The following is a 19741-nucleotide window of genomic DNA, read 5'->3' on the forward strand; positions in this document are numbered from 1 at the left end:
TGGCCCGTCACAGGCTCCAGGCCATGCGGAATTTGTCGGCCAGTTGCTCGGTGTCGAGGTCGCCGTACCGTTCGTGTTCGAGGCGGCGGACGGCGACTACCATGTCGACCGCCGGATCGCCCAGAATGCCGCGCAGGAGCGCCGAACGGTCAAGTGCCGCAATCACTTCGGTCTGTCCCCTGGCCAGGCTGATGACGCCGTCGCGCTCGCGGTCGGAATCGGACAGGGTCGCCGGGTCGATCGCGATCTCCGGTGGCAGCGCCGCTTGACGCTTGATTCCGTCCAGCGCCAGCCCCAGGATCGCCGCTGACGCCAGGTACGGGTTGGCGGAGGGGTCGACGATCTTGACCTCGACATTCCCGCCACGCGGATTGCCGGGCCCGCTAGTGATGAACCGCACCGCCGCCTCGCGGTTCTCGGTTCCCCAGCACGCGTACGCGCCGGCCCAGTTGCCGGGGTGCATCCGCAAGCCGGACACGATCGATCCGCACAACACGCCTTGCGCCGCGGGCAGTCCGCCGACCAGCCCCGCCACTGCGCTCTCCCCCGCCGCCGTCATGCCTTGGGCGCCGGCGCCGCCGGAGAACAGCGGACCTTCCGGCGTGGCCAGCGAAAGATGTTGGTGAGCGCCGGATCCCACGCCGCCCGCGAAGGGTGCAGGTGACAAGCTGATGCGGACCCCGTGGCGGCGGGCCACCCGCCCGATGATGAGCCGCAACAGCACCAGCTGGTCGGCGGCGGCCACCGGGGGTTGTGGCGCCAAGGAGAGTTCGAACTGGTTGGCGCCGTACTCGGGGTGAAACTGCTCGATCGCGACGCCCGCCGCGGCGGCCGAACGGGTGACGTCCCGGACGAAGGCTTCATGTTCCAGGACACCGGCGAGCCCGTACTGCGCCCACAACGTCGACGGGAGGCGGCCACCGTCGGGAGCGACCAAGAGGAATTCCACCTCGTGCCCGATCGCCGCCTCGATCCCGGCTGCGTCGAGCGCGGCTTCGACCCGGCCCAGCGTGCCGCGGGCGCAGGCGGGAACGGGTGTGCCGTCCTGCTCGTGAAACGCCGCGGGCGCCCACGCCAGCCCGTCACCGACGATGCGCAGGGCCGACACGTCGATGCGCAGGCGTTGGTCCCCGATCACGCCAACCTCCGGCGTGAAGGCGATGCCGCTCTGGTCGATCGCGAAGGCGTGCCACGAGGGGCTGGCGCCGAGACCGGGATCCGCGAACACGTTGGTCCGCCGGATCGGGACCGTCTTGGCCAGGGTGAGCCCGGCGGGATTCACGACGGTGCCGATGACGGTGTCGACGCCCTCGGCCTCCAGTTGGGCGATCCCCGCGGCGGCAAGCGGTGTGCCGGTCATGGCTGTCATTGTGCAGCCTCGTGATGCCTTGGCTGACGAATTCAGTTCTGGCGGCCGATCAGCTCGGCCACGAACCTATCGAGGAAGCCGTCGATCGGAGCGCCGCCCGCCGGCCGGATGACGAACTTCGTCAACCCCGCGTCGATGTACGCGTCGAGTTGTCGGTGCAAGCGATCCCATCCACCGGCGATGAGCTCGGTGGGGTCGACGTCGGGGCGGCGCTTCCGTGCCGCCGCGGCCAGCTCCGGAGGCAGGTCGCCTTCTGCTACGGCCAAAGAGATCCCGAAGTGGTCGGGGTCGATCTGCCGGCCCGCCTGCGCTGCGGCGCGTTCGATGGCCTCCCTGCCCGCGCGCGCCTCTTCGGGGGTCACGAAACTGCCCAGCCAGCCGTCGCCCAGTGCGCCGATGCGCCGAAAGGCCCCCGGCGCCGAGCCGGCCAACCAGATATCCAGCGGCGGGGTCGGCCTCGGCAGGACAGAAGCTCCAGTGACGGTGAAGTACCGGCCGGTGTAGCTGGCCGAGTCCTCGGCCAGCGTCGAGCGCAGCACACGCAGCGACTCGTCGAACACGGCGGCCCGCTCGCCGTCGGGAACCACGAACACCTCGCGTTCGGCGGGAATCGCCGACCGCAGACCGAAGACGGGAAGGACCCGCTTGGGCGCGACGGCCGCCAACGACGCCAGCTGCTTGGCGACCAGCACCGGATGCCGCCCAGGGAGGACGGCGACCGAGGTGCCGACCTTCAACCGCGTCGTCCTGGCGAGGGCGTAGGCCATGCCGACCACCGGATCGACCGCCGGGGAGTAGACCAGCTCGGAAAACCACAGCGAGTCGACCCCGCTGGCCTCCAGCCGATCCACGATGGGGGCCAACCGATCTGGCGCGGTGTCCGCACCCAGTCCGACACCGAAGCGAATCTTCACGGGTAGCGCAACGCGGCGGCGCGGCCTTTTGTGCCCGCGAAACACAAACCGCTGAGACGTTTTCCGGCGTGTCGTCGCAGACGTTTATGTGTCGCCGCGCGTTAGGGCCGCCCGAACGGGGCGCCGTCGTCGGCTATGCGCGGCTGGGAATAGTCAGTTTGCAGGCTTGGCCGATGTCGAGGGTTCGCAACACCCGACCCATGCCGACCCACAGCGCGCACGACAGGGCCAGGTCGGCCAGCAGCTCGTCGGAGAAGTGTTCGGAGCAACGGCTCCAGAAGTCCTCGTCGTCGCGCAGGGCGGTGTGATCGCTGGCGAATCGGTCCGCGAACTCGGCTGCCAGCCGCTCCTGTTCGCTGTAGCCCGGCCAGGTGCGCCACTCCTGAGCGTGGTCGTACAACTCTTCGTCGACGCCGGCGGCGGGTCCGTCCTCGTCGCGGGTGTTGACGCAGACGACGCACTCGTTGCGGTGGGCGATCACGGCGCGGGCCAGTTCGCGGGTGCGCAGCGGCAACCGGTTCTTGGTGTAGACCGCGTTGCTGAAGCCGCCGAGCGCGCCGCCGATGTCGGGGGACTTCGCAAACCAGCCGGCCAGGTCGTCGTCAGCAAATGTTCCGATTCGGCTCATGGCGTGATGGTACGCCCGGGGTGCCCGTCTCAGGGTGTGGGCACCGGGATCTTCGTGGTGGGACGGTCGTCGTTCCAGTCCCGTTGCGCGAGAACGCGGCCCGCGACTCGATTCAGCGCCGCTTCGACCACGCGACGATCCGGTCGTCCGTCGAATCCCGGTGAACGGGCGAGCTTGTCGACCAGCCAGCCCACCAGCAGCGAGTGCACGTAGTCCACCTGCTGGGCCCCCGCGGGTGTCAGCCACATCTGGTTGCCGTCGCCTCGGGCATATCCGGTCGCGATCAGGCGCGAGAACGTGGGCTCCAAGACCTCGAACGGTATCCGTAGGTAGTCGGCGATGTCGGTGAGCCGGGCCGTGCCATAGATCTGCCCGTAGCGGTTGATGCGTAGGACGCCCCACAATCCGGCCACGTCGAGTCGGCAATCGGGTCGCATGGCGATGCTGCGCAATCGCATGCCGGGCACACCGCGCAGCATGCGCTCGACCGCGGCCTCCAGCATCTGATCCGGTGTCTCGGTGTTCGGCATACCGAACGCGTCGCCGAGATCGATTGTGCTGTCGTGCGTTTCCCGCAGTGGGACCTCCCGCAGGAACAACGCCAGGACGAACCCGACCAGCGCGACCGGAACCGCCCATCCGAACACGTGGGTGAGCGACTCGGAGTAGGCGGCGACGATGGGAGCGGCCGCCTGGCGGGGTAATCGGTGCAACGCCTCCGGCGACGCGGCGGCCGCGGCCGGCGCGCGGCTGGCCACCATCGCCGGGCCGATCCGGCTGTGCAGAAAGTTGGTGAACAGTGAACCGAAGATGGCGGCGCCGAACGAGCTGCCGATGGTGCGGAAGAAGGTGACGCCGGAGGTCGCGACGCCGAGGTCGTCGAAGTCCACGGTATTTTGCACGATCAGGACGAGGGTCTGCATGCACATCCCGATCCCGGCGCCGAGGATGACAAGAAACAGCGATTGAACCAAAGCCGATGTCGACGGGTCCATCCGCGACATCAGAAAGAAGGCCACCGCCATGACGGCGGTGCCGGCGACGGGAAAGAACTTGTATCTGCCGGTGCGGCCGACGATGACACCACTGCCCATCGAGGTGGTCAGCATCCCGATCACCATCGGCAACGTGCGCAGGCCCGACGTGGTGGCCGACACGCCGTCGACGAACTGCATGTAGGTGGGCAGGAACGTCAGGGCGCCCAGCATTGCGAAACCGACCACGAAGGACAGGACGCAGCACACCGTGAACACCGGACTGCCGAACAGCCGGGTCGGCAGGATCGGCGCGGCGGCGCGGCTTTCCACCCAGGCGAAGACGCACAACGCGATCACCGAGCCGACGAACAGGCCGATGATCATGGGCGATCCCCACGGGTAGGTGGTACCGCCCCAGCTGGTGGCCAGTGTCAGCCCGGCCGCGCCCAGGCCGACGAACAGGATGCCGGTGTAGTCGATGACCGGTTTGGTGCGGTCGGACAGCGCCGGGATGGCGGCGGCCGCCACGAAGAAGACCACGACCGAGATCGGCACGTTGATCCAGAACGCCCAGCGCCAGGTGAAGTGGTCGGTGAAGTAGCCGCCGAGCAAGGGACCGATCACGGTGGTGACGCCGAATACCGCACCCATCGCGCCCTGGTAGCGGCCGCGGTCTCGCAGCGGGATCACCTCGCCGATCAACGCCATGGCGGTCACCATTAGCCCGCCGCCGCCGATGCCCTGCAGCGCGCGTGACGCGACCAGCATGCCCATCGAGCTCGACAGCCCACAAAGCACCGATCCGGCGACGAAGAACACGACGGCCGCCTGGAACACCCGCTTGCGGCCGAACAGGTCACCGAACTTGCCGACGAGGGCGGTGATGATGGTCGAGGCGAGCAGGTAGCTGGTGACCACCCACGATTGATGGCCTGCGCCACCAAGATTGGCGACGATGGTTGGCAACGCGGTCGCCACGATCGTCTGATCCAGCGCGGCCATCAGCATGCCGAGCAGGACCGCCACGAAGATGAAATTGCGTCGCTGCGGGTCGACAAGCGCGCCGCTGGGCGCTGCGTCCGGAGCGCGACCGGCCGGAGCCGCCGCTGGTGTCGCCCTCGTCATGCCCGCCTTCCCACGGCTTTCGATGGTAGTGAGTGCCCACGGTCAACCCGTGGCAACCAAAACCCGCGAAAAGGCGTCCGAGGCTTAGCTCGGCGGCCTCGAGACGCACTGCGCCGAGTAGAGTTCCACGCCGAGCTTGTCCATCAGCTCGAGCTGCGTTTCGAGGTAGTCGATGTGCTTTTCCTCGTCGGCCACGATCTCTTCCAGCAGATTGGCGCTCGTGGTGTCCTGCTTCTCGCGGCACATGATGATGCCGGGCTTGAGCCGGTCCATCACCTCGTACTCGATGGCGAGGTCGGCCTCGAACTGCTCGCGCAGCGTCTGGCCGATGCGAAGCGAGAACAGGCGCTGGTAGTTGGGCAGCCCGTCGAGCAGCAGAATGCGATCGGTAATCGCCTCGGCGTGCCGCATCTCGTCGAAGGACTCCTCCCGGGTGTGCTTGGCGACCTCGGTGAAACCCCAGTTGTCCTGCATCTTGGAATGCAGGAAATATTGGTTGATCGCGGTGAGCTCGCCAGTCAACTGCTCGTTGAGCAGGCGCAAAACATCCGGATCCCCTTGCATGATCACTCCCCTACGGTGACGTGAAACGGCGGTCATTTCGTGGCTCCGGGCCGGGTGCGTGGGCTGAACGCACCGTGCCGGGCCGTACCCGCACTTTGCCACGACGGGTGGCATTCTTCCAGCAAGGTATGGCTGTGCTCAGTGTGTGGCGCGCGCGGACCGCGTCGGGCACGTTGCTAGCGGGTAAGGTTAGACTGCGCTAACGAACTTAGGTTAGACTCAACTAATAACGGTTTCGGTTCGGTGCTACTTCTTCAAATCCCCCACGGGATGCCGAGAGGGAGGACGAAGTGCGGTCGCTTGACCACGCAGTCGACGAAGGGAATGTCGCCCGCATGCAGGGGATGCGCTGATGTACGTGTGCCTGTGTGTCGGCGTCACCAACCACACGGTGTCCGAAGTGGTCGCGCGCGGTGCCTCCACCTCCAAAGAGGTCGCGGCCGCGTGTGGCGCCGGTGGTGACTGCGGGCGTTGCAAGAGGACACTGCGGGCGATCATCGCCGCGTCGGCGAATCTCGAGACCGCTTCGTCGCATTAGCCCCCGCTCAGCGGGCTTTGTTGAAGTCCGCCAGGGCCGCGGCGTTGGCCTGAGCGCCCATCAGTTCGGCGAAGTGGGCGTTTTCCCGAGCGGTGGCCGCCGCGATTTCCGGCCGCACCGGTTCCATCATCGTGTGCTTGACCGCCATCAAGCTCGAAATAGGGCGGCTGGCAAGGATTTCCGCATGCCGACGGGCTTCGGGCAATAGATCCTCGGGATCGCAGACCCGCCAGACCAGGCCCATCCGCAACGCCTCCTCGGCGTCGATCCATTCCGAGGACATCAACAGCCAGGCGGCGTTCTGCCGGCCCACCAGCTGCGGCAGGAGATACGACGAGGCCGCCTCCGGCGCCACCCCCAAACTGGTAAACGGGCACTTAAGGCGGGCCGTCGACGACATGAAGGCCAGATCGGCGTAGCCCAGCATCGTGGCGCCGATGCCGACGCCCACACCGTTGACCGCACAGATGAGCGGCTTGGGGAACGCGCTGAGGGCATCGATCAGTCCGACGAAACCGTGCGTGCCCGGGGTGAAATCCGGATCGGTGATGCGGGCCTGCATCTCGGCGAGGTCGGTACCGGCGCTGAAGCCGCGGCCCGCACCGGTCAACAGCACCACGGCGACCTCGGGATCGTCGGCAGCTGCCAACAGCGCTTCGGCGGTCGCGTCGTACAGGGCTTCGTTGAATGCGTTCAGTGCCTCGGGCCGGTTGAGGATGAGGGTGCGCACCCGCTTTTCGTCATCGATCTGCAGCGTCACGGCTGCAGCCTAACGACGTCAGCCGTTGCTGTAGACGCGGGTGGGCGCGATCAGCACGACGGCGCGCCGCTCCCGGGCCATGACGCGGTCGTACTCGTCCCAGTCGTCGTGGGTGCCGCCCGCGGCGGTGAAAACCTCGCGGAGCAACAGTCGCAGCTGGTCGTCCGCGGTCAGCCAGGGTCGCGTGTCGTCCGGGCCGGCCAGCTCGGCGCGGCCCTCGACGGTCGCCCACTGCCATCCGTTGCGGAAGGTGACCGCCAGCTGCGGTCGCGCCCGAAGGTTGGCCAGTTTGACCTTGCCGTAGGTGGTGAAGCCCAGCACCTCGTGGCCGCTTTCCGGATGCGGCAACAACCCGACGTTGACCAGCGACGCCTGCACCGTTCCGTCGGCCCGAACGGTGGACACCACCGCGAGGCCATTTTCCGCGGCGGCCAACGCCACGGCGTCGCGCAAAGTTGTCATGTGAATTCCTCGATGAACGGTGTCTTGAAGACGTAGCGGCTGGTGGGGACGGTGTCGATATTCTCGTTGGCGCCGAACGCCGTGGTACTGGCGACCATTCGGCCCAATCGGTCCTGCAGGTCGTTGTCGTCGGCGGCACCGAAGAACGCTTTGAGATCGGTGATCGCCTCCTCGGGGAACAACTCTTCGACGATGCCCGCGATTCCCGGTGCGTCCGGGGTGAGGGTGCGGACCACCCAGTTCTGGGTGTAGCCGAACGTCGACTGCGTCTCGATGGCCACCGAGGTGTGGTCGCGTTGCCACCGGGTCAGCCAGCTCGCTTGGTCCAGGCCGGCGGGCCGGCGCAGCAGCGCAATGTTGGCCAACCCCGCTGTGCGAGAACCGGATTCGGTTGCCGGTGCCCGGAGCGGGACCGACTCGGTCACCAGATACGCGGCGAGCTTTTCGCATTCGGCTTCGAGCATGGTCAACGCTGCGGACATCTGCTTGCCGTAGCACTGCTGGGTCCACATGCTCACCACCGCTGCGACCGGCGGGTCGAGGGTCGTGAGCGTCATCAGTGAATGGCGCACGGCGTCGTCGCGCACGTTGACCGACAACCCCGGCAGGCCCAATTCCAGCAGGGCGCCGGCGACCGGCCCCCGCTGGCGGGCGCACCATTCCTCGTTCGAATCGGCGCGCATGAGGACGGCGATGACCTTTTCCATAGGCAGAACCTACCTGCGCCGGCTGCGCTATTTGACCAGCCGGACGGGATGTTCGTCGCTGATCAATCTGCCGATCATGTCCGCCAATTGCCGGTAGGACTCGTCGCGACCGCTGGACGAGCGGTACACCAACCCGATGCGCCGTCCGGGGCGGGGCGCGGCGAACTGCGCCAGGCCCAGGCGGCTTCTCGTCGCCTCGACCGGCACGGCGCTCTGCGGAATCAGCGTCACGCCCAGGCCGCCGGTCACGCACTGCACCGCGGTGGCCAGTGACGCCGCCCGGGTGGTGGCCAGCTCCGCTCGCACGCCAGCCTTGTGGCACACGTCGAGCGCCTGATCGCGCAGGCAGTGCCCCTCGTCCAGTAGCAGCAGAGGCAGGTCGGCCAGTGCCGTCGCCGGAACCCGCCGCTTTCCCGACAGCGGATGTCCGGGCGGCAGCGCGAGGACGAAATCCTCGTCGTAGATCGGGATTGCGGTGACTCCACCGGCATCGGCGGGCAGGGCGATGAGCGCCGCGTCGAGCGCACCCTCGCGCAACACCGTCATCAGCCGTTCGGTCTGATCTTCCGTCACCCGCAACGTCATTCCGGGGAACTGCTCGGCGAGGCCGGCCAGCACGGTCGGCAACACGTACGGCGCGACCGTCGGGATCAGTCCCAGCCGCATCCCGCCCCGCAGCGGATCGGACGACCCCGCGGCGGCGGCGGTGAACGCGTCCACCGCCTCGATGACGGCCTGGGCGCGCGGCAGCAGCTCCGTGCCCTCTGCCGTCAAGAGGACACGCCGCGTCGAGCGCTCGACGAGCTGGGTGCCGAGCCCGGTCTCCAGCGCCGCGATCGCCTGCGACAAGGTCGACTGGCTGACTCCGAGAGTGGTTGCGGCGCTGCTGAACTGACGTTTCTCGGCGACTGCGGCGAACGCGCGTAAGCCAGCGATGGTCGGCTGATAAATTCTATCGGGCATGCCGATAAGTGTAGTGGGAAATATCACCTTTACTTCAGGCCGAGCGGGCGGGCAACATGGGCAATGACAACTAATCTTGAGTAAATCCAATTAAGGAGCGATATGCCTCTGCTGACCATCGGCGACCAGTTCCCCGCCTACGAACTCACTGCGCTGATCGCGGGCGATCTGTCCAAGGTCGACGCGAAGCAGCCCGAGGACTACTTCACCACCGTCACCAACGAGGACCACGAAGGCAAGTGGCGCGTTGTGTTCTTCTGGCCCAAGGACTTCACGTTCGTGTGCCCGACCGAGATTGCGGCGTTCGGCAAGCTCAACGACGAGTTCTCCGACCGCGACGCGCAGGTCCTGGGCGTCTCGATCGACAGCGAATTCGTGCACTTCAACTGGCGCGCGCAGCACGAAGACCTGAAGAATCTGCCCTTCCCCATGCTCTCGGACATCAAGCGGGAGCTGAGCCTGGCCACCGGCGTTCTCAACGCCGACGGGGTGGCCGACCGGGCGACCTTCCTGGTGGACCCCAACAACGAGATCCAATTCGTTTCGGTCACCGCCGGATCCGTGGGACGCAACGTCGAGGAAGTGCTACGGGTCCTGGACGCGCTGCAGTCCGACGAGCTGTGCGCATGCAACTGGCGCAAGGGCGACCCGACGCTCAACGCCGCCGAGCTGCTCAAGGCCTCGGCTTAGTCACGTAGGGTCTGATCAGGGAGGCGAGATGAGCGTAGAAAATCTCAAGGAGGCGCTGCCCGAGTACGCCAAGGACCTCAAGCTCAACCTCGGCTCGATCACGCGCACGACCGAGCTCAACGAGGAGCAGCTGTGGGGCACCCTGCTGGCCAGCGCGGCGGCGACACGAAACAGTCAGGTAATCAGCGAGATCGGTGCCGAGGCGGCCGACATCCTGTCCGCCGAGGCATACAACGCGGCGCTGGGAGCCGCATCCATCATGGGCATGAACAACGTGTTCTACCGTGGCCGCGGCTTCCTGGACGGCAAGTACGACGACCTGCGCGCGGGATTGCGGATGAACATCATCGCCAATCCCGGCGTGGACAAGGCGAACTTCGAGCTGTGGTCGTTCGCGGTGTCAACGATCAACGGATGCCCGGACTGCGTGGCCTCCCACGAACACACGCTGCGCGAGGCGGGGGTCACCCGGGAGACCATCCAGGAGGCGCTGAAGGCCGCGGCCATCATTTCCGGCGTGGCACAAGCGATTGTCGCCTCCCAGACGCTGGCCACCGTCGGCTGACGCAGTGACGGCACCAGCCTGGGTAGAACACGCGATCTGGTGGCAGGTCTATCCGCTGGGGTTCGTCGGCGCCTTTCCCGCGTCGTCCGAGCCGCCGCAGCCGGGAGAACACCGGTTGCGGCGGCTCGTCGACTGGTTTGACCACGCCATCGCGCTGGGCGCATCCGGTGTTGCGCTCGGCCCGATCTTCGCCTCGCGCACCCACGGTTACGACACCACCGACCACTACCGCATCGACCCCCGGCTCGGTGACGACGCCGATTTCGACCACCTCGTCGTCGAGGCCCGTCGCCGCGGCCTGCGCATCCTGCTCGACGGGGTGTTCAATCACGTCGGCTTGGACTTCCCCCGCTACCAGGAGGCGCCGAACGACGAGGCGGCGGCGCGCTGGTTTCGCGGGCGCCCGGGACGCTTTCACAGGTTCGAGGGCCACTCGGAGCTGATCACGCTCAACCACGACCACCCCGAAGTGGTCGACTACACCGCCGACGTGATGGCGCATTGGCTGGACCGCGGCGCCGACGGCTGGCGACTCGATGCGGCTTACACTGTGCCGGAGAGGTTTTGGGCATCAACACTGGCCCGGGTGCGCGAGCGCTTCCCCGACGCCTGGTTCGTCGGCGAGCTCATCCACGGCGACTACGCCGCCGTCGTGCAGTCCGCCACGTTCGACTCGGCCACCCAGTATGAGCTGTGGAAGGCGATCTGGAGCAGCCTAAACGACGGCAACTTCTTCGAGCTGGACTGGGCGCTGCAGCGGCATGGCGAGTTTCTGGAAAGCTTCGTCCCGCTCACCTTCATCGGTAACCACGACGTCACCCGCATCGCCAGCCGGCTCGACCGCCCCGAGCACGTGGCGCACGCGCTGGTGATCCTGCTGACCGTCGGCGGCGTGCCCAGCGTGTACGCGGGCGACGAGCTGGGATTCCGCGGCGTGAAGGAGGGGCGCTACGGCGGTGACGACGCGGTGCGGCCCGAATTTGACTCTCCCCCAATGGAATCGGATGAGTTCGGCAGCCAGATGTGGGCGTTGCATCAGTTCCTGATCGGGTTGCGCCGGCGTCACGCGTGGCTGCACAAGGCGTCGACCACCGCGCTGCTGCTGGAAAACCGCCACTACGTGTACGAGAGCCGCAGCGGGGACAACGCGCTGCTGGTCGCGCTCAACATCGGCGACGAGCCGATGCGTGTGGCGCTGCCGGAGCTGGGCACTTCCCACCGGCAGGTCATCGGCGGATCGTCGGCCCCGCCACAAGAGGCGGTGGACACGCTGGTGGTGGAACCGCACGGCTGGCGGATCTTAAGCTCGGTCTAGGCGTTCCACGGTCAGCTGGTCCTGCCGGCCGTCGTAGTACTTGTCCAGGACCGCGAGGAAATCCTCGTTGTCGTCGGTGGCGCGGGCGAACAGCGTCATCGACGAGCGCAGCTTGAGGTCGTCGGGCGAGCCGAAGATGTCCGCGGCCGATCGGCCATGGACCTCGTTGACCAGCCGGGCGCATTCATGCAACCGCGGGCCGAGCAGCTCATGGCGCAGGTAGGCGCGGGCCTCCCCGAGCGAGGAGATGCCATAGTGCACCGCGGTCGGGCTGCCGCCCAGGCCACGTATCTGTGGGAAGACAAACCACATCCAGTGACTGCGTTTACGTCCGGAGCGCAGCTCTTCGACCACGTTGCGGTACACCGGGGCCTGCGCGTCGACGAAGCGCTCGAGGTCGAAGGGGTCATTCGCCATGCGACTACGGTTGCACACATGGCGGTCAGACGACGAGTGCCCAAGGTGCGCGACCTCGCGCCGCTGATTCAGTTCAAGCGACCGCGGTTCGACGCGACCAAGCGCCGCCTCGACACCGCGCACACCATTCACGATCTGCGACACATCGCCAAACGACGCACGCCAAGGGCGGCGTTCGACTACACCGACGGCGCCGCCGAGGATGAGCTTTCGATTGGGCGCGCCCGAGAAGCATTCCGCGACATCGAGTTTCACCCGACGATCCTGCGTGACGTCAGCAACGTCACCGCCGGCTGGAATGTGCTGGGCCAGCCGGTCGTCCTGCCGTTCGCCATCGCGCCCACCGGCTTCACCCGGTTGATGCACACTGAGGGCGAGATGGCCGGTGCGGCGGCAGCCGCCAAGGCCGGCATTCCGTTCTCGCTGTCGACGTTGGGCACCACCGCGATCGAGGACCTGGTGACCGCTGTTCCCCAGGGCAGGAAGTGGTTTCAGCTGTACATGTGGCGCGACCGCGAACGCTCGATGGCTTTGGTCCAGCGCGCGGCCGACGCGGGATTCGACACCCTGCTCGCCACTGTCGACGTCCCGGTCTCCGGCGCCCGGCTGCGCGACAACCGCAACGGGATGACGATCCCGCCGACGCTGACACTGCGCACCGTCCTGGACGCCGTGCCGCATCCGAAGTGGTGGTTCGACCTGTTGACCACCGAGCCGCTGGCGTTCGCGTCGCTGGACCGCTGGCCGGGGACCGTCGCCGAATACCTGAGCACCATGTTCGACCCGAGCCTCACGTTCGATGACCTGGAGTGGATCAAGGCCCGGTGGCCGGGCAAGTTGGTCGTCAAGGGGATCCAGACGCTCGACGACGCCCGCGCCGTCGTCGACCGCGGCGTCGACGGCATCGTGTTGTCGAATCACGGTGGCCGCCAACTGGATCGGGCGCCGGTGCCCTTCCACCTGTTGCCCTCGGTCTCGCGTGAGGTCGGCAAGCACACCGAGATCCTGCTGGACACCGGCATCATGTCGGGTGCCGACATCGTGGCGGCGATCGCGCTGGGCGCGCGGTGCACGCTCGTCGGACGGGCTTACCTGTATGGGCTGATGGCCGGCGGCGAACCCGGTGTCGCCCGCGCGATCGAAATCCTGGCCGAGGGCGTGATCCGCACCATGCGATTGCTGGGTGTCACCTGCCTCGAGGAGCTTTCGCCCAGGCACGTCACGCAACTTCGGCGGCTCGTGCCTATCGAACCGCCCGCATGACGGCGCTACTGCAGGCGGGCCACCCGTTCCGTGCGGTTGCGCACCAGGTCGTTGAAGGCCTCGCCGGGCCCGACGTGCTCGAACAGCTGCGGCGGATAGTGGGTGACGTACATCGTGCGGCGCCCGCCGGCCCCGGCCGGCCGGGGTGAGGCGTGCATCAGGTCCTGGACGTGGACGGTCACGTCGCCGGGGGCGGTGTCGATGGTTACCACCGGTACCTGTTGCAGCCGCTGTTCCCAGCGGTAATGAATGGCCTGACCGTGGCTGCCCGGCACGACCTGAAGGTTGCCGGTCGAGGCGTCCGAGCCGGTCAGTTGAATGCCGATGCTGACCGCCGGGCACATGAGCGCGTGTCCACCCATGCCGCAGTCCTGATGCCAGGGGATGTTGGATAGCCCGCTGGTGTTCCCGGGCACTTTGAGCAGCACCGCGCTGCCCTCCATCCGGTCGGGTGCCGGGCGCAGCGCGGGATCGATGAGGGTGCCCAGCCGGCGCACCCTGGAATCGTTTTCCAAGGCGGCGAGGACCGGCGAGCGCAGCGTCGCGTAGACCAACCGGCACAGCACGCTGCCCCCGTCCTCGGCGGTGGCCCACCACGAACGGTCATCCCCGGGTCGGGCCTGGGCCGCGAGGCGGTCGACCTCGCGGTTGGCGGCCCGCATCTCGTCCGCGTCGAAGACCCCCCGGACGTGCAGGTAGCCCATTGTCTGAAGCTGTGCGGACAACTCGGCGTCGTCGGCGTCGAGCGCGAACGTGGCGAGCGGGTCGCGTCCGGCCAGGTCGGCTCGAGCCGGATCGTAGGGCGGGACGCCCGCGTGCAGGTACCGCAGGACCAGGTCCCAGTCGGCCAGTTGGTCGAACCCGCCGCGCTCGAAAGACAACTCGTCGCTGAGCAAGAGGTTGATGGCCGTGCGGATTTGGCCGACCATGTCGTCCCACGCCCGTCGGGACAGCCGCACGACGGTGTCCCCGGTGCGCTCCCCCTCGCCGACGCGGATCGTCGAGCCCTCGATTGCATAAGTGACGGCGTCGTCGTCGACGAGGAATGTGATGGCACCGGACGAGGCGAGATCTTTGGCCGCGGATTCGAGGACATCCGCGTCACGGGCGGTCGGGGCGGGGTGCGTCAGCGGCACGGACCGATTATCCAAGACCGCCAACGTGATAGCCACCACATTCGCCTCCACTGACCCGCAGCGGAGCCTCGGCGGGGGAACAAACCGGCGCCCCGCTGGGTTGAGCGCATCAGACTCAGTTTTGGAGGATTGATGGCTGAAGCCAAATCGGTGCCGGTGCTGTTTGTCACCGACACCATCGTGTTGCCCGGGATGGTCGTTCCGATCGCGCTCGACGAAGCCGCGCGGACGGCAATCGACGCCGCCCAGGCGAGTGAATCCGGGCAGCTGCTGATCGCGCCCCGGCTGGACGATCGGTACCCGTCGCACGGCGTGATCACCAAGATTTTGCAGGTCGGACGCATCGCCGGCGGGGGCGCGGCGGCCGTTGTGCGCGGTGAGCGCAGGGCGCAGATCGGGGCGGGAGCGACCGGGCCCGGTGCGGCGCTGTGGGTCGAGGTGACCGAGGTCCCCGAGGCCGAGACGACCGACGAGATCAAGGCGCTGACGGCCGAGTACAAAAAGCTGCTGCTGGCCATGCTGCAGCGGCGCGAGGCCTGGGAGATCGTCGACTACGTGAACCGGCTGACCGACCCGTCGGCGCTGGCGGACACCTCCGGGTACGCGTCCTACCTGTCCAGCGAGCAGAAGCGGCAACTGGTCGAGACCGTTGACGTGGGCCGTCGCCTCCGTTTGTTGATCGACTGGACCAGCGACCACCTCGCCGAGGTCGAGGTCAACGACAAGATCGCCGAGGACGTGCGCGAGGGCATGGAGAAGACGCAGAAGGAGTTCCTGCTGCGCCAACAGCTGGCCGCCATCCGCAAGGAATTGGGTGAGGGCGAGCCCGACGGTTCCGACGACTACCGCGCCCGCGTCGAGGCGGCCGACCTGCCCGAGAAGGTCCGTGAAGCCGCGCTGCGCGAGGTCGGCAAGCTGGAGCGGTCCAGCGACCAAAGCCCGGAAAGCGGCTGGATCCGCACCTGGCTGGACACCGTGCTTGACCTGCCCTGGAACGCCCGGACCGACGACTCGACCGACCTGAAGGCCGCGCGCGAGGTGCTGGACGCCGATCACCACGGGCTGGACGACGTCAAGGACCGCATCGTCGAGTACCTGGCCGTGCGGGCCCGCCGCGCCCAGCGGGGGCTGCAGGTCGTCGGAGGCCGCGGCTCCGGCGCCGTGATGGTGCTTGCCGGTCCCCCCGGCGTGGGCAAGACGTCGCTGGGTGAGAGCGTCGCCCGGGCGCTGGGCCGCAAGTTTGTGCGCGTCGCCCTGGGCGGTGTGCGCGACGAGGCCGAGATCCGCGGGCACCGGCGCACCTACGTGGGCGCGCTGCCGGGCCGGATCGTGCGCGCCATCGGCGAGGCGGGCTCGATGAACCCCGTTGTGCTGCTGGACGAGATCGACAAGGTCGGTTCCGACTATCGGGGCGACCCGAGCGCGGCGCTGCTGGAGGTGCTCGACCCGGCGCAGAACCACACGTTCCGTGACCACTACCTGGACCTGGACCTGGACCTGTCCGACGTCGTGTTTCTGGCCACCGCGAACGTGATCGAGAACATCCCGTCGGCCCTGCTGGACCGGATGGAACTCGTGCAAATCGACGGCTACACGGAAGACGACAAGGTTGCGATCGCGCGAGACTACCTGCTGCCCAGGCAGCGGGACCGGGCGGCGCTGACCGACGACGAGGTCACGCTGACCGACGCCGCTCTGCGCAAGATCGCGGCCGACTACACCCGGGAACCTGGTGTGCGGCAGTTCGAGCGGCTGCTGGCCAAAGCGCTGCGCAAGGTGACCACCAAGCTGGCGGAGGCCCCCGAGCCGATCACCATCGACGAGCCGGACCTGGTCGACTACCTGGGCCGTCCGCGGTTCACGCCGGAATCGGCCGAACGCACGGCGGTGCCCGGCGTGGCCACCGGCCTGGCCGTCACCGGCCTGGGCGGTGACGTGCTTTACATCGAAGCCGGCGCCACCGACGGCGAGGCGGGTTTGCAGCTGACCGGTCAGTTGGGTGACGTCATGAAGGAATCGGCGCAGATCGCGCTGTCCTACGTGCGCTCCCACGCTGACGCCCTGGGGGTCGACCCCGAGGCGCTGGACCGGCGCATCCACGTGCACGTGCCCGCGGGCGCCGTTCCGAAGGACGGCCCGTCGGCCGGTGTGACGATGGTCACCGCGCTGGTGTCCATGGCGACCGGACGTCAGGTGCGCTCCGACGTCGGCATGACCGGCGAGGTCACGCTGAACGGTCGGGTGTTGCCGATCGGCGGCGTGAAGCAGAAGCTGCTGGCGGCCCAACGGGCCGGCCTGTCAACGGTGTTCATCCCGGCCCGCAACGAGCCGGACCTGGACGACGTGCCCTCGGAGGTCCTCGACGCGCTGGACGTGCGGCCGATGACCGACGTCGCCGACATCGTCACGCAGGCGCTTGAACCGGCGGCGCAGACGGTCACCGCCGCGGCCTGAGGTCGCCAGCTAATGGGGCGTGGAGGTTTTCCGCGCCCAACGGCCGGGTATTGAGTGCTTGGAGGTTCGACTGCCCGTAAGGGCGATGGGGTGAGCGAATCACCAAGTCCATTGGTTCAGCTGCGTAGGCAGCCAAACTGCTCGACAAGGGGGTTCACCATGAAGTTGAACAGAATCGCAGCCGGCGCGGTCATGGCCGGCACCATCACGTCCGCGGCGTTCGGAATCGGCGCCGGCATCGCGCAGGCCGATCAGAACGGCCCCAACAACCCGGGGCCGAACGTGCCTGGCCCGAACGTGCCGGGACCCAATGGGCCGGATGTGCGGGGACCGGGCCAGCTGCCGCCGCCGGGAGAGCCGATCTGTAACGGTGGTCCCGGGGTCAACTGCAGCCGTCCAGGCACTCCACTTCCGCCGGGGCAGGGCGGTCTGACACCGCCGCCGGGCCACTACAACGACCCTGGCTACTACGGGCTGCCGGCCCGGTGGACGCCGCCGGGTCAGCCGGGCGACTACCCGCTCGTCTACAACCCGGCCGCAAACGCCTGGGGTGTCTTCACGGCTAACGGTCAGTTCGTTGCGTACGGCACTGGAGCAAACGGCGATGTCAACGCCGGGACCGGGGTTGGTACTGGGCCCGCGACCTAAGAACGGCACGACGGAACAGCCGTCCCCGAAAGGGGGCGGCTGTCTTCGTTGCACAGTGACATCGGCGGCATGCCCGGCGTTGAATAGACCCGTGAATCTCAAACGCCAAGTGGTCCACCGCGTGCAACGGTTGCTCGTCAATCCGGTCGGCCGGCAGATGCCGGGGATCATCCTGGAAACCACCGGCCGCAAGAGCGGCAAGCCGCGGCGCACCGCCGTGGGCGGACGTCTGGTCGGCAACGAGTTCTGGATGGTCTCCGAGCACGGCGAACACTCCGACTACGTCCATAACATCAAGGCCAATCCCGCCGTGCGGGTGCGCATCGGCGGTCGATGGCGCAGCGGCACCGCGCACCTGCTGCCCGACGACGATCCGTTGCGGCGGCTCGGCGACCTCCCGCGGCTCAACAGCGCGGTGGTGCGGCTGATGGGCAGCGACTTGTTGACCATTCGGGTCGATCTGGACTGACACGCCCCGCATGGCCTACGACGAGAACCTGGCCGACGAGATCCGCGAACTTGTTGCCGCCGAGCGCGGCGTGGAGGAGAAACGCATGTTCGGCGGTCTGGCTTTCCTGGTCAACGGGAACATGTCCGTGGCCGTCAGCAGCCAGGGCGGTCTACTGGTCCGGGTGCCGGCGGGTGAGCTCGACACGGTGCTGCGCCGCGCTCACGTCAGCCCCATGGTGATGGGGGGCCACGACGTCCGTGGGTGAGTACGGGTGGACGCCGCGGGACTGCGCACCAAACGGCAGCTGCAGAGCTGGGTCGCGCGCGGCGTCGGCTGTGCGCGCAGCCTGCCGGCCAAGTGAGCGATGCGGTTTGCTGGGACTCGGCGCGGGTAAGTGATCGGTATGCCCGAAGGCGAGCAATTGGTGCGACGGCTGCTAGACGTCGCCGGCACCACCTACGCCGCCGAGGCGCGAATCAAGCTCGCCGACAAGCCGATGCCGCTGTTTCAGCTGCTGGCCATCTGCATGCTGGCCAGCAAGCCGATCGATGCCGCTATCGCCATGAGTGCCGGGCGCGAACTGTTCAAGGCGGGCCTGCGCACACCGAACGCGGTGCTGGCCGCCGATCGGCAGACCATGATCGACGCTTTCGGCCGCGCCCATTACGTGCGCTACGACGAAAGCTCGGCCACCCGGCTCACCGAGATGGCCGAACGCGTGCGCGACGAGTATTCCGGTGATCTGCGCGAACTCGCCGACCGCAGTCAGCACGACGTCGCCGTGGCGAAGCGTTTGCTGAGGGGATTCAAGGGAATTGGCGACACCGGCGCGGACATCTACCTGCGCGAGGTGCAGGACGTCTGGGCCTGGGTGCGGCCGTATTTCGACGACCGCGCCACCGCCGCGGCCAAGCAGTTGGGTCTGCCCACACAGCCGGGCAAGCTGGGAGCCCTTGCACCGCAAGGTAATGCTCGGCTGGCCGCCGCGCTCATCAGGACGTCACTGGACGACAACCTGCGCCGGCAGGTGAGCGGTTGACCGTGCGGATCGGTACCTCTGGATGGTCCTACAACCATTGGGCCGACGTGCTGTACCCGCCTGGCCTGCCCACCGCGCGTCGACTGGCCCGCTACATCGAGGTGTTCGACACGGTCGAGTTGAACGCGAGTTTCTACCGCTGGCCGAAGGATTCGACGTTCTCAGGATGGCGCGAACAGCTGCCGGAGGGCTTCAGGATGTCGGTGAAGGCGCATCGAGGACTTACCCATTACCGGCGCCTGGCGTCCGCCGGGCCGTGGATCGAGCGCTTCGAGCGCTGTTGGGAGCTGCTGGGTGATCGCGCCGGGGTGCTGCTGGTTCAACTGCATCCCGAGCTGCAGCGCGACGACGAGCGCCTGGACGCTTTCCTGGGCAGTGTACCGGCGTCGATTCGGGTGGCCGTCGAGCTGCGCCACCCGTCCTGGAACGACGAAGCCGTCTACGACTTGCTGGCACACCGTCGCGCCGCCTACGTGGTGATGAGCGGCGCCGGGTTGGCGTGCGTGCCCCGGGCGACAACCGATCTGGTGTACATCCGGATGCACGGCCCGGATCAGGACGCGATCTATGCCGGCTGCTACTCGAACGACGAGCTGCGCCGGTGGGCGGACCGGATCGCCGCTTGGCGGGGCGATGGCCGGGACGTGTGGATGTATTTCAACAACGACCTGGGCGGCCACGCGGTGCGCAACGCGCTGTATTTGCGCGAACTTTTGCGGTAAGCCGGCCCGGGTAGGCTGGTGATGTCGACCGCAG

General features: G+C 67.6%; 21 protein-coding genes and 1 pseudogene. 11 read left to right on the top strand and 11 right to left on the bottom strand.

The genetic code is table 11. The features are described 5' to 3' along the window. Positions 1–7: 7 nt before the first annotated feature. The 5 genes from A5678_RS25370 to bfr form a co-directional block, all read right to left on the bottom strand. Positions 8–1360 carry a glutamine synthetase family protein gene (locus A5678_RS25370; RefSeq protein WP_068048753.1) on the bottom strand — a complete coding sequence of 451 codons (1353 nt, stop codon included), beginning with the start codon at positions 1358–1360 and terminating at the stop codon, positions 8–10. A gap of 41 nt (positions 1361–1401) precedes the next feature. Then, positions 1402–2283 (bottom strand): TIGR03854 family LLM class F420-dependent oxidoreductase, encoded by an 882-nt coding sequence (locus tag A5678_RS25375; RefSeq protein ID WP_068048756.1) that lies wholly within the window; start codon positions 2281–2283, stop codon positions 1402–1404. Between the two features lie 133 nt (positions 2284–2416). Beyond that, on the bottom strand, positions 2417–2911 hold the full coding sequence (locus A5678_RS25380; RefSeq protein ID WP_068048759.1) for a carboxymuconolactone decarboxylase family protein: 495 nt from the start codon (positions 2909–2911) through the stop codon (positions 2417–2419). Positions 2912–2940: 29 nt separating this feature from the next. Beyond that, positions 2941–5013 carry an MDR family MFS transporter gene (locus tag A5678_RS25385; RefSeq protein WP_068048761.1) on the bottom strand — a complete coding sequence of 691 codons (2073 nt, stop codon included), beginning with the start codon at positions 5011–5013 and terminating at the stop codon, positions 2941–2943. Positions 5014–5097: 84 nt separating this feature from the next. After that, positions 5098–5577: a bacterioferritin gene (gene bfr / locus A5678_RS25390; RefSeq protein ID WP_007170080.1), complete on the bottom strand. Its 480-nt coding sequence runs from the start codon at positions 5575–5577 to the stop codon at positions 5098–5100. 352 nt (positions 5578–5929) lie between these two features. On the opposite strand from bfr, the gene A5678_RS25395 reads away from it, so the two are divergent. Beyond that, positions 5930–6115: a bacterioferritin-associated ferredoxin gene (locus tag A5678_RS25395; RefSeq protein WP_068048763.1), complete on the top strand. Its 186-nt coding sequence runs from the start codon at positions 5930–5932 to the stop codon at positions 6113–6115. Positions 6116–6122: 7 nt separating this feature from the next. Here the strand turns inward: A5678_RS25395 and A5678_RS25400 are convergent, their stop codons facing one another. From A5678_RS25400 to A5678_RS25415, 4 genes are read right to left on the bottom strand one after another with little or no spacing between them, the layout of a single operon-like run. After that, entirely contained in the window at positions 6123–6875 is a 753-nt protein-coding gene (locus tag A5678_RS25400; RefSeq protein WP_068048766.1) for an enoyl-CoA hydratase/isomerase family protein, read from the bottom strand. Between the two features lie 18 nt (positions 6876–6893). Next, positions 6894–7337, bottom strand: coding sequence for a PPOX class F420-dependent oxidoreductase (locus A5678_RS25405; RefSeq protein ID WP_068048769.1), 444 nt, complete (start codon positions 7335–7337; stop codon positions 6894–6896). Further along, the gene (locus tag A5678_RS25410) at positions 7334–8044 is read right to left on the bottom strand and encodes an EthD domain-containing protein (RefSeq protein ID WP_068048772.1); all 711 of its coding nucleotides are present in this window, start codon (positions 8042–8044) and stop codon (positions 7334–7336) included. Before A5678_RS25410 ends, A5678_RS25405 begins: the two co-directional genes overlap by 4 nt. 27 nt (positions 8045–8071) lie before the next feature. Then, a complete protein-coding gene (locus A5678_RS25415; protein ID WP_068048775.1) occupies positions 8072–9007 on the bottom strand; it encodes a hydrogen peroxide-inducible genes activator in 936 nt (311 codons plus the stop codon). Positions 9008–9109: 102 nt separating this feature from the next. Between A5678_RS25415 and A5678_RS25420 the strand changes: the two genes are divergently transcribed. From A5678_RS25420 to A5678_RS25430, 3 genes are read left to right on the top strand one after another with little or no spacing between them, the layout of a single operon-like run. Continuing rightward, entirely contained in the window at positions 9110–9697 is a 588-nt protein-coding gene (locus A5678_RS25420; protein ID WP_068048778.1) for a peroxiredoxin, read from the top strand. A 28-nt stretch (positions 9698–9725) separates the two neighbouring features. Continuing rightward, positions 9726–10262, top strand: coding sequence for an alkyl hydroperoxide reductase (locus A5678_RS25425; protein ID WP_068048781.1), 537 nt, complete (start codon positions 9726–9728; stop codon positions 10260–10262). A 4-nt stretch (positions 10263–10266) separates the two neighbouring features. Then, positions 10267–11577, top strand: a complete 1311-nt coding sequence (locus A5678_RS25430; protein WP_068048784.1) for an alpha-amylase family protein — start codon at positions 10267–10269, stop codon at positions 11575–11577. Here the strand turns inward: A5678_RS25430 and A5678_RS25435 are convergent. Then, a complete protein-coding gene (locus A5678_RS25435; protein WP_068048786.1) occupies positions 11563–11994 on the bottom strand; it encodes a DUF1810 domain-containing protein in 432 nt (143 codons plus the stop codon). The genes A5678_RS25430 and A5678_RS25435 overlap by 15 nt on opposite strands. An 18-nt stretch (positions 11995–12012) precedes the next feature. Between A5678_RS25435 and A5678_RS25440 the strand changes: the two genes are divergently transcribed. Further along, a complete protein-coding gene (locus A5678_RS25440) occupies positions 12013–13257 on the top strand; it encodes an alpha-hydroxy acid oxidase (protein WP_068048789.1) in 1245 nt (414 codons plus the stop codon). Between the two features lie 5 nt (positions 13258–13262). Here the strand turns inward: A5678_RS25440 and A5678_RS25445 are convergent, their stop codons facing one another. Further along, entirely contained in the window at positions 13263–14393 is a 1131-nt protein-coding gene (locus tag A5678_RS25445) for a phytanoyl-CoA dioxygenase family protein (protein ID WP_156747084.1), read from the bottom strand. 132 nt (positions 14394–14525) lie between these two features. Here A5678_RS25445 and lon point away from each other — a divergent pair, with 132 nt between their 5' ends. The 6 genes and pseudogenes from lon to A5678_RS25475 all read left to right on the top strand — a co-directional run bounded on the left by lon (position 14526) and on the right by A5678_RS25475 (position 19707). Then, positions 14526–16847 carry an endopeptidase La gene (lon, locus tag A5678_RS25450; protein WP_068048796.1) on the top strand — a complete coding sequence of 774 codons (2322 nt, stop codon included), beginning with the start codon at positions 14526–14528 and terminating at the stop codon, positions 16845–16847. 159 nt (positions 16848–17006) lie between these two features. Beyond that, entirely contained in the window at positions 17007–17495 is a 489-nt protein-coding gene (locus tag A5678_RS28140) for a hypothetical protein (protein WP_231983769.1), read from the top strand. Positions 17496–17574: 79 nt separating this feature from the next. Next, positions 17575–17964: a nitroreductase family deazaflavin-dependent oxidoreductase gene (locus tag A5678_RS25460; RefSeq protein ID WP_156747085.1), complete on the top strand. Its 390-nt coding sequence runs from the start codon at positions 17575–17577 to the stop codon at positions 17962–17964. 10 nt (positions 17965–17974) lie between these two features. Beyond that, positions 17975–18307: pseudogene (locus A5678_RS25465) on the top strand (TfoX/Sxy family protein). 42 nt (positions 18308–18349) lie between these two features. Further along, positions 18350–18985, top strand: a complete 636-nt coding sequence (locus tag A5678_RS25470; RefSeq protein WP_068048802.1) for an endonuclease — start codon at positions 18350–18352, stop codon at positions 18983–18985. After that, positions 18982–19707, top strand: coding sequence for a DUF72 domain-containing protein (locus A5678_RS25475; RefSeq protein WP_068048805.1), 726 nt, complete (start codon positions 18982–18984; stop codon positions 19705–19707). The genes A5678_RS25470 and A5678_RS25475 overlap by 4 nt, the downstream gene beginning before the upstream one ends. Positions 19708–19741: the final 34 nt, after the last annotated feature.

Source organism: Mycobacterium sp. E2733, from assembly GCF_001667585.1.
Classification (GTDB): domain Bacteria; phylum Actinomycetota; class Actinomycetes; order Mycobacteriales; family Mycobacteriaceae; genus Mycobacterium.

Coding starts and splice junctions, on each gene's coding strand:
- lon (WP_068048796.1), top strand. CDS start 14,526: ATGGCTGAAGCCAAATCGGTGCCGGTGCTGTTTGTCACCGACACCATC.
- A5678_RS25410 (WP_068048772.1), bottom strand. CDS start 8,044: ATGGAAAAGGTCATCGCCGTCCTCATGCGCGCCGATTCGAACGAGGAA.
- bfr (WP_007170080.1), bottom strand. CDS start 5,577: ATGCAAGGGGATCCGGATGTTTTGCGCCTGCTCAACGAGCAGTTGACT.
- A5678_RS25380 (WP_068048759.1), bottom strand. CDS start 2,911: ATGAGCCGAATCGGAACATTTGCTGACGACGACCTGGCCGGCTGGTTT.
- A5678_RS25405 (WP_068048769.1), bottom strand. CDS start 7,337: ATGACAACTTTGCGCGACGCCGTGGCGTTGGCCGCCGCGGAAAATGGC.
- A5678_RS25415 (WP_068048775.1), bottom strand. CDS start 9,007: ATGCCCGATAGAATTTATCAGCCGACCATCGCTGGCTTACGCGCGTTC.
- A5678_RS25370 (WP_068048753.1), bottom strand. CDS start 1,360: ATGACCGGCACACCGCTTGCCGCCGCGGGGATCGCCCAACTGGAGGCC.
- A5678_RS25425 (WP_068048781.1), top strand. CDS start 9,726: ATGAGCGTAGAAAATCTCAAGGAGGCGCTGCCCGAGTACGCCAAGGAC.
- A5678_RS28140 (WP_231983769.1), top strand. CDS start 17,007: ATGAAGTTGAACAGAATCGCAGCCGGCGCGGTCATGGCCGGCACCATC.
- A5678_RS25440 (WP_068048789.1), top strand. CDS start 12,013: ATGGCGGTCAGACGACGAGTGCCCAAGGTGCGCGACCTCGCGCCGCTG.
- A5678_RS25470 (WP_068048802.1), top strand. CDS start 18,350: ATGCCCGAAGGCGAGCAATTGGTGCGACGGCTGCTAGACGTCGCCGGC.
- A5678_RS25420 (WP_068048778.1), top strand. CDS start 9,110: ATGCCTCTGCTGACCATCGGCGACCAGTTCCCCGCCTACGAACTCACT.
- A5678_RS25385 (WP_068048761.1), bottom strand. CDS start 5,013: ATGACGAGGGCGACACCAGCGGCGGCTCCGGCCGGTCGCGCTCCGGAC.
- A5678_RS25395 (WP_068048763.1), top strand. CDS start 5,930: ATGTACGTGTGCCTGTGTGTCGGCGTCACCAACCACACGGTGTCCGAA.
- A5678_RS25435 (WP_068048786.1), bottom strand. CDS start 11,994: ATGGCGAATGACCCCTTCGACCTCGAGCGCTTCGTCGACGCGCAGGCC.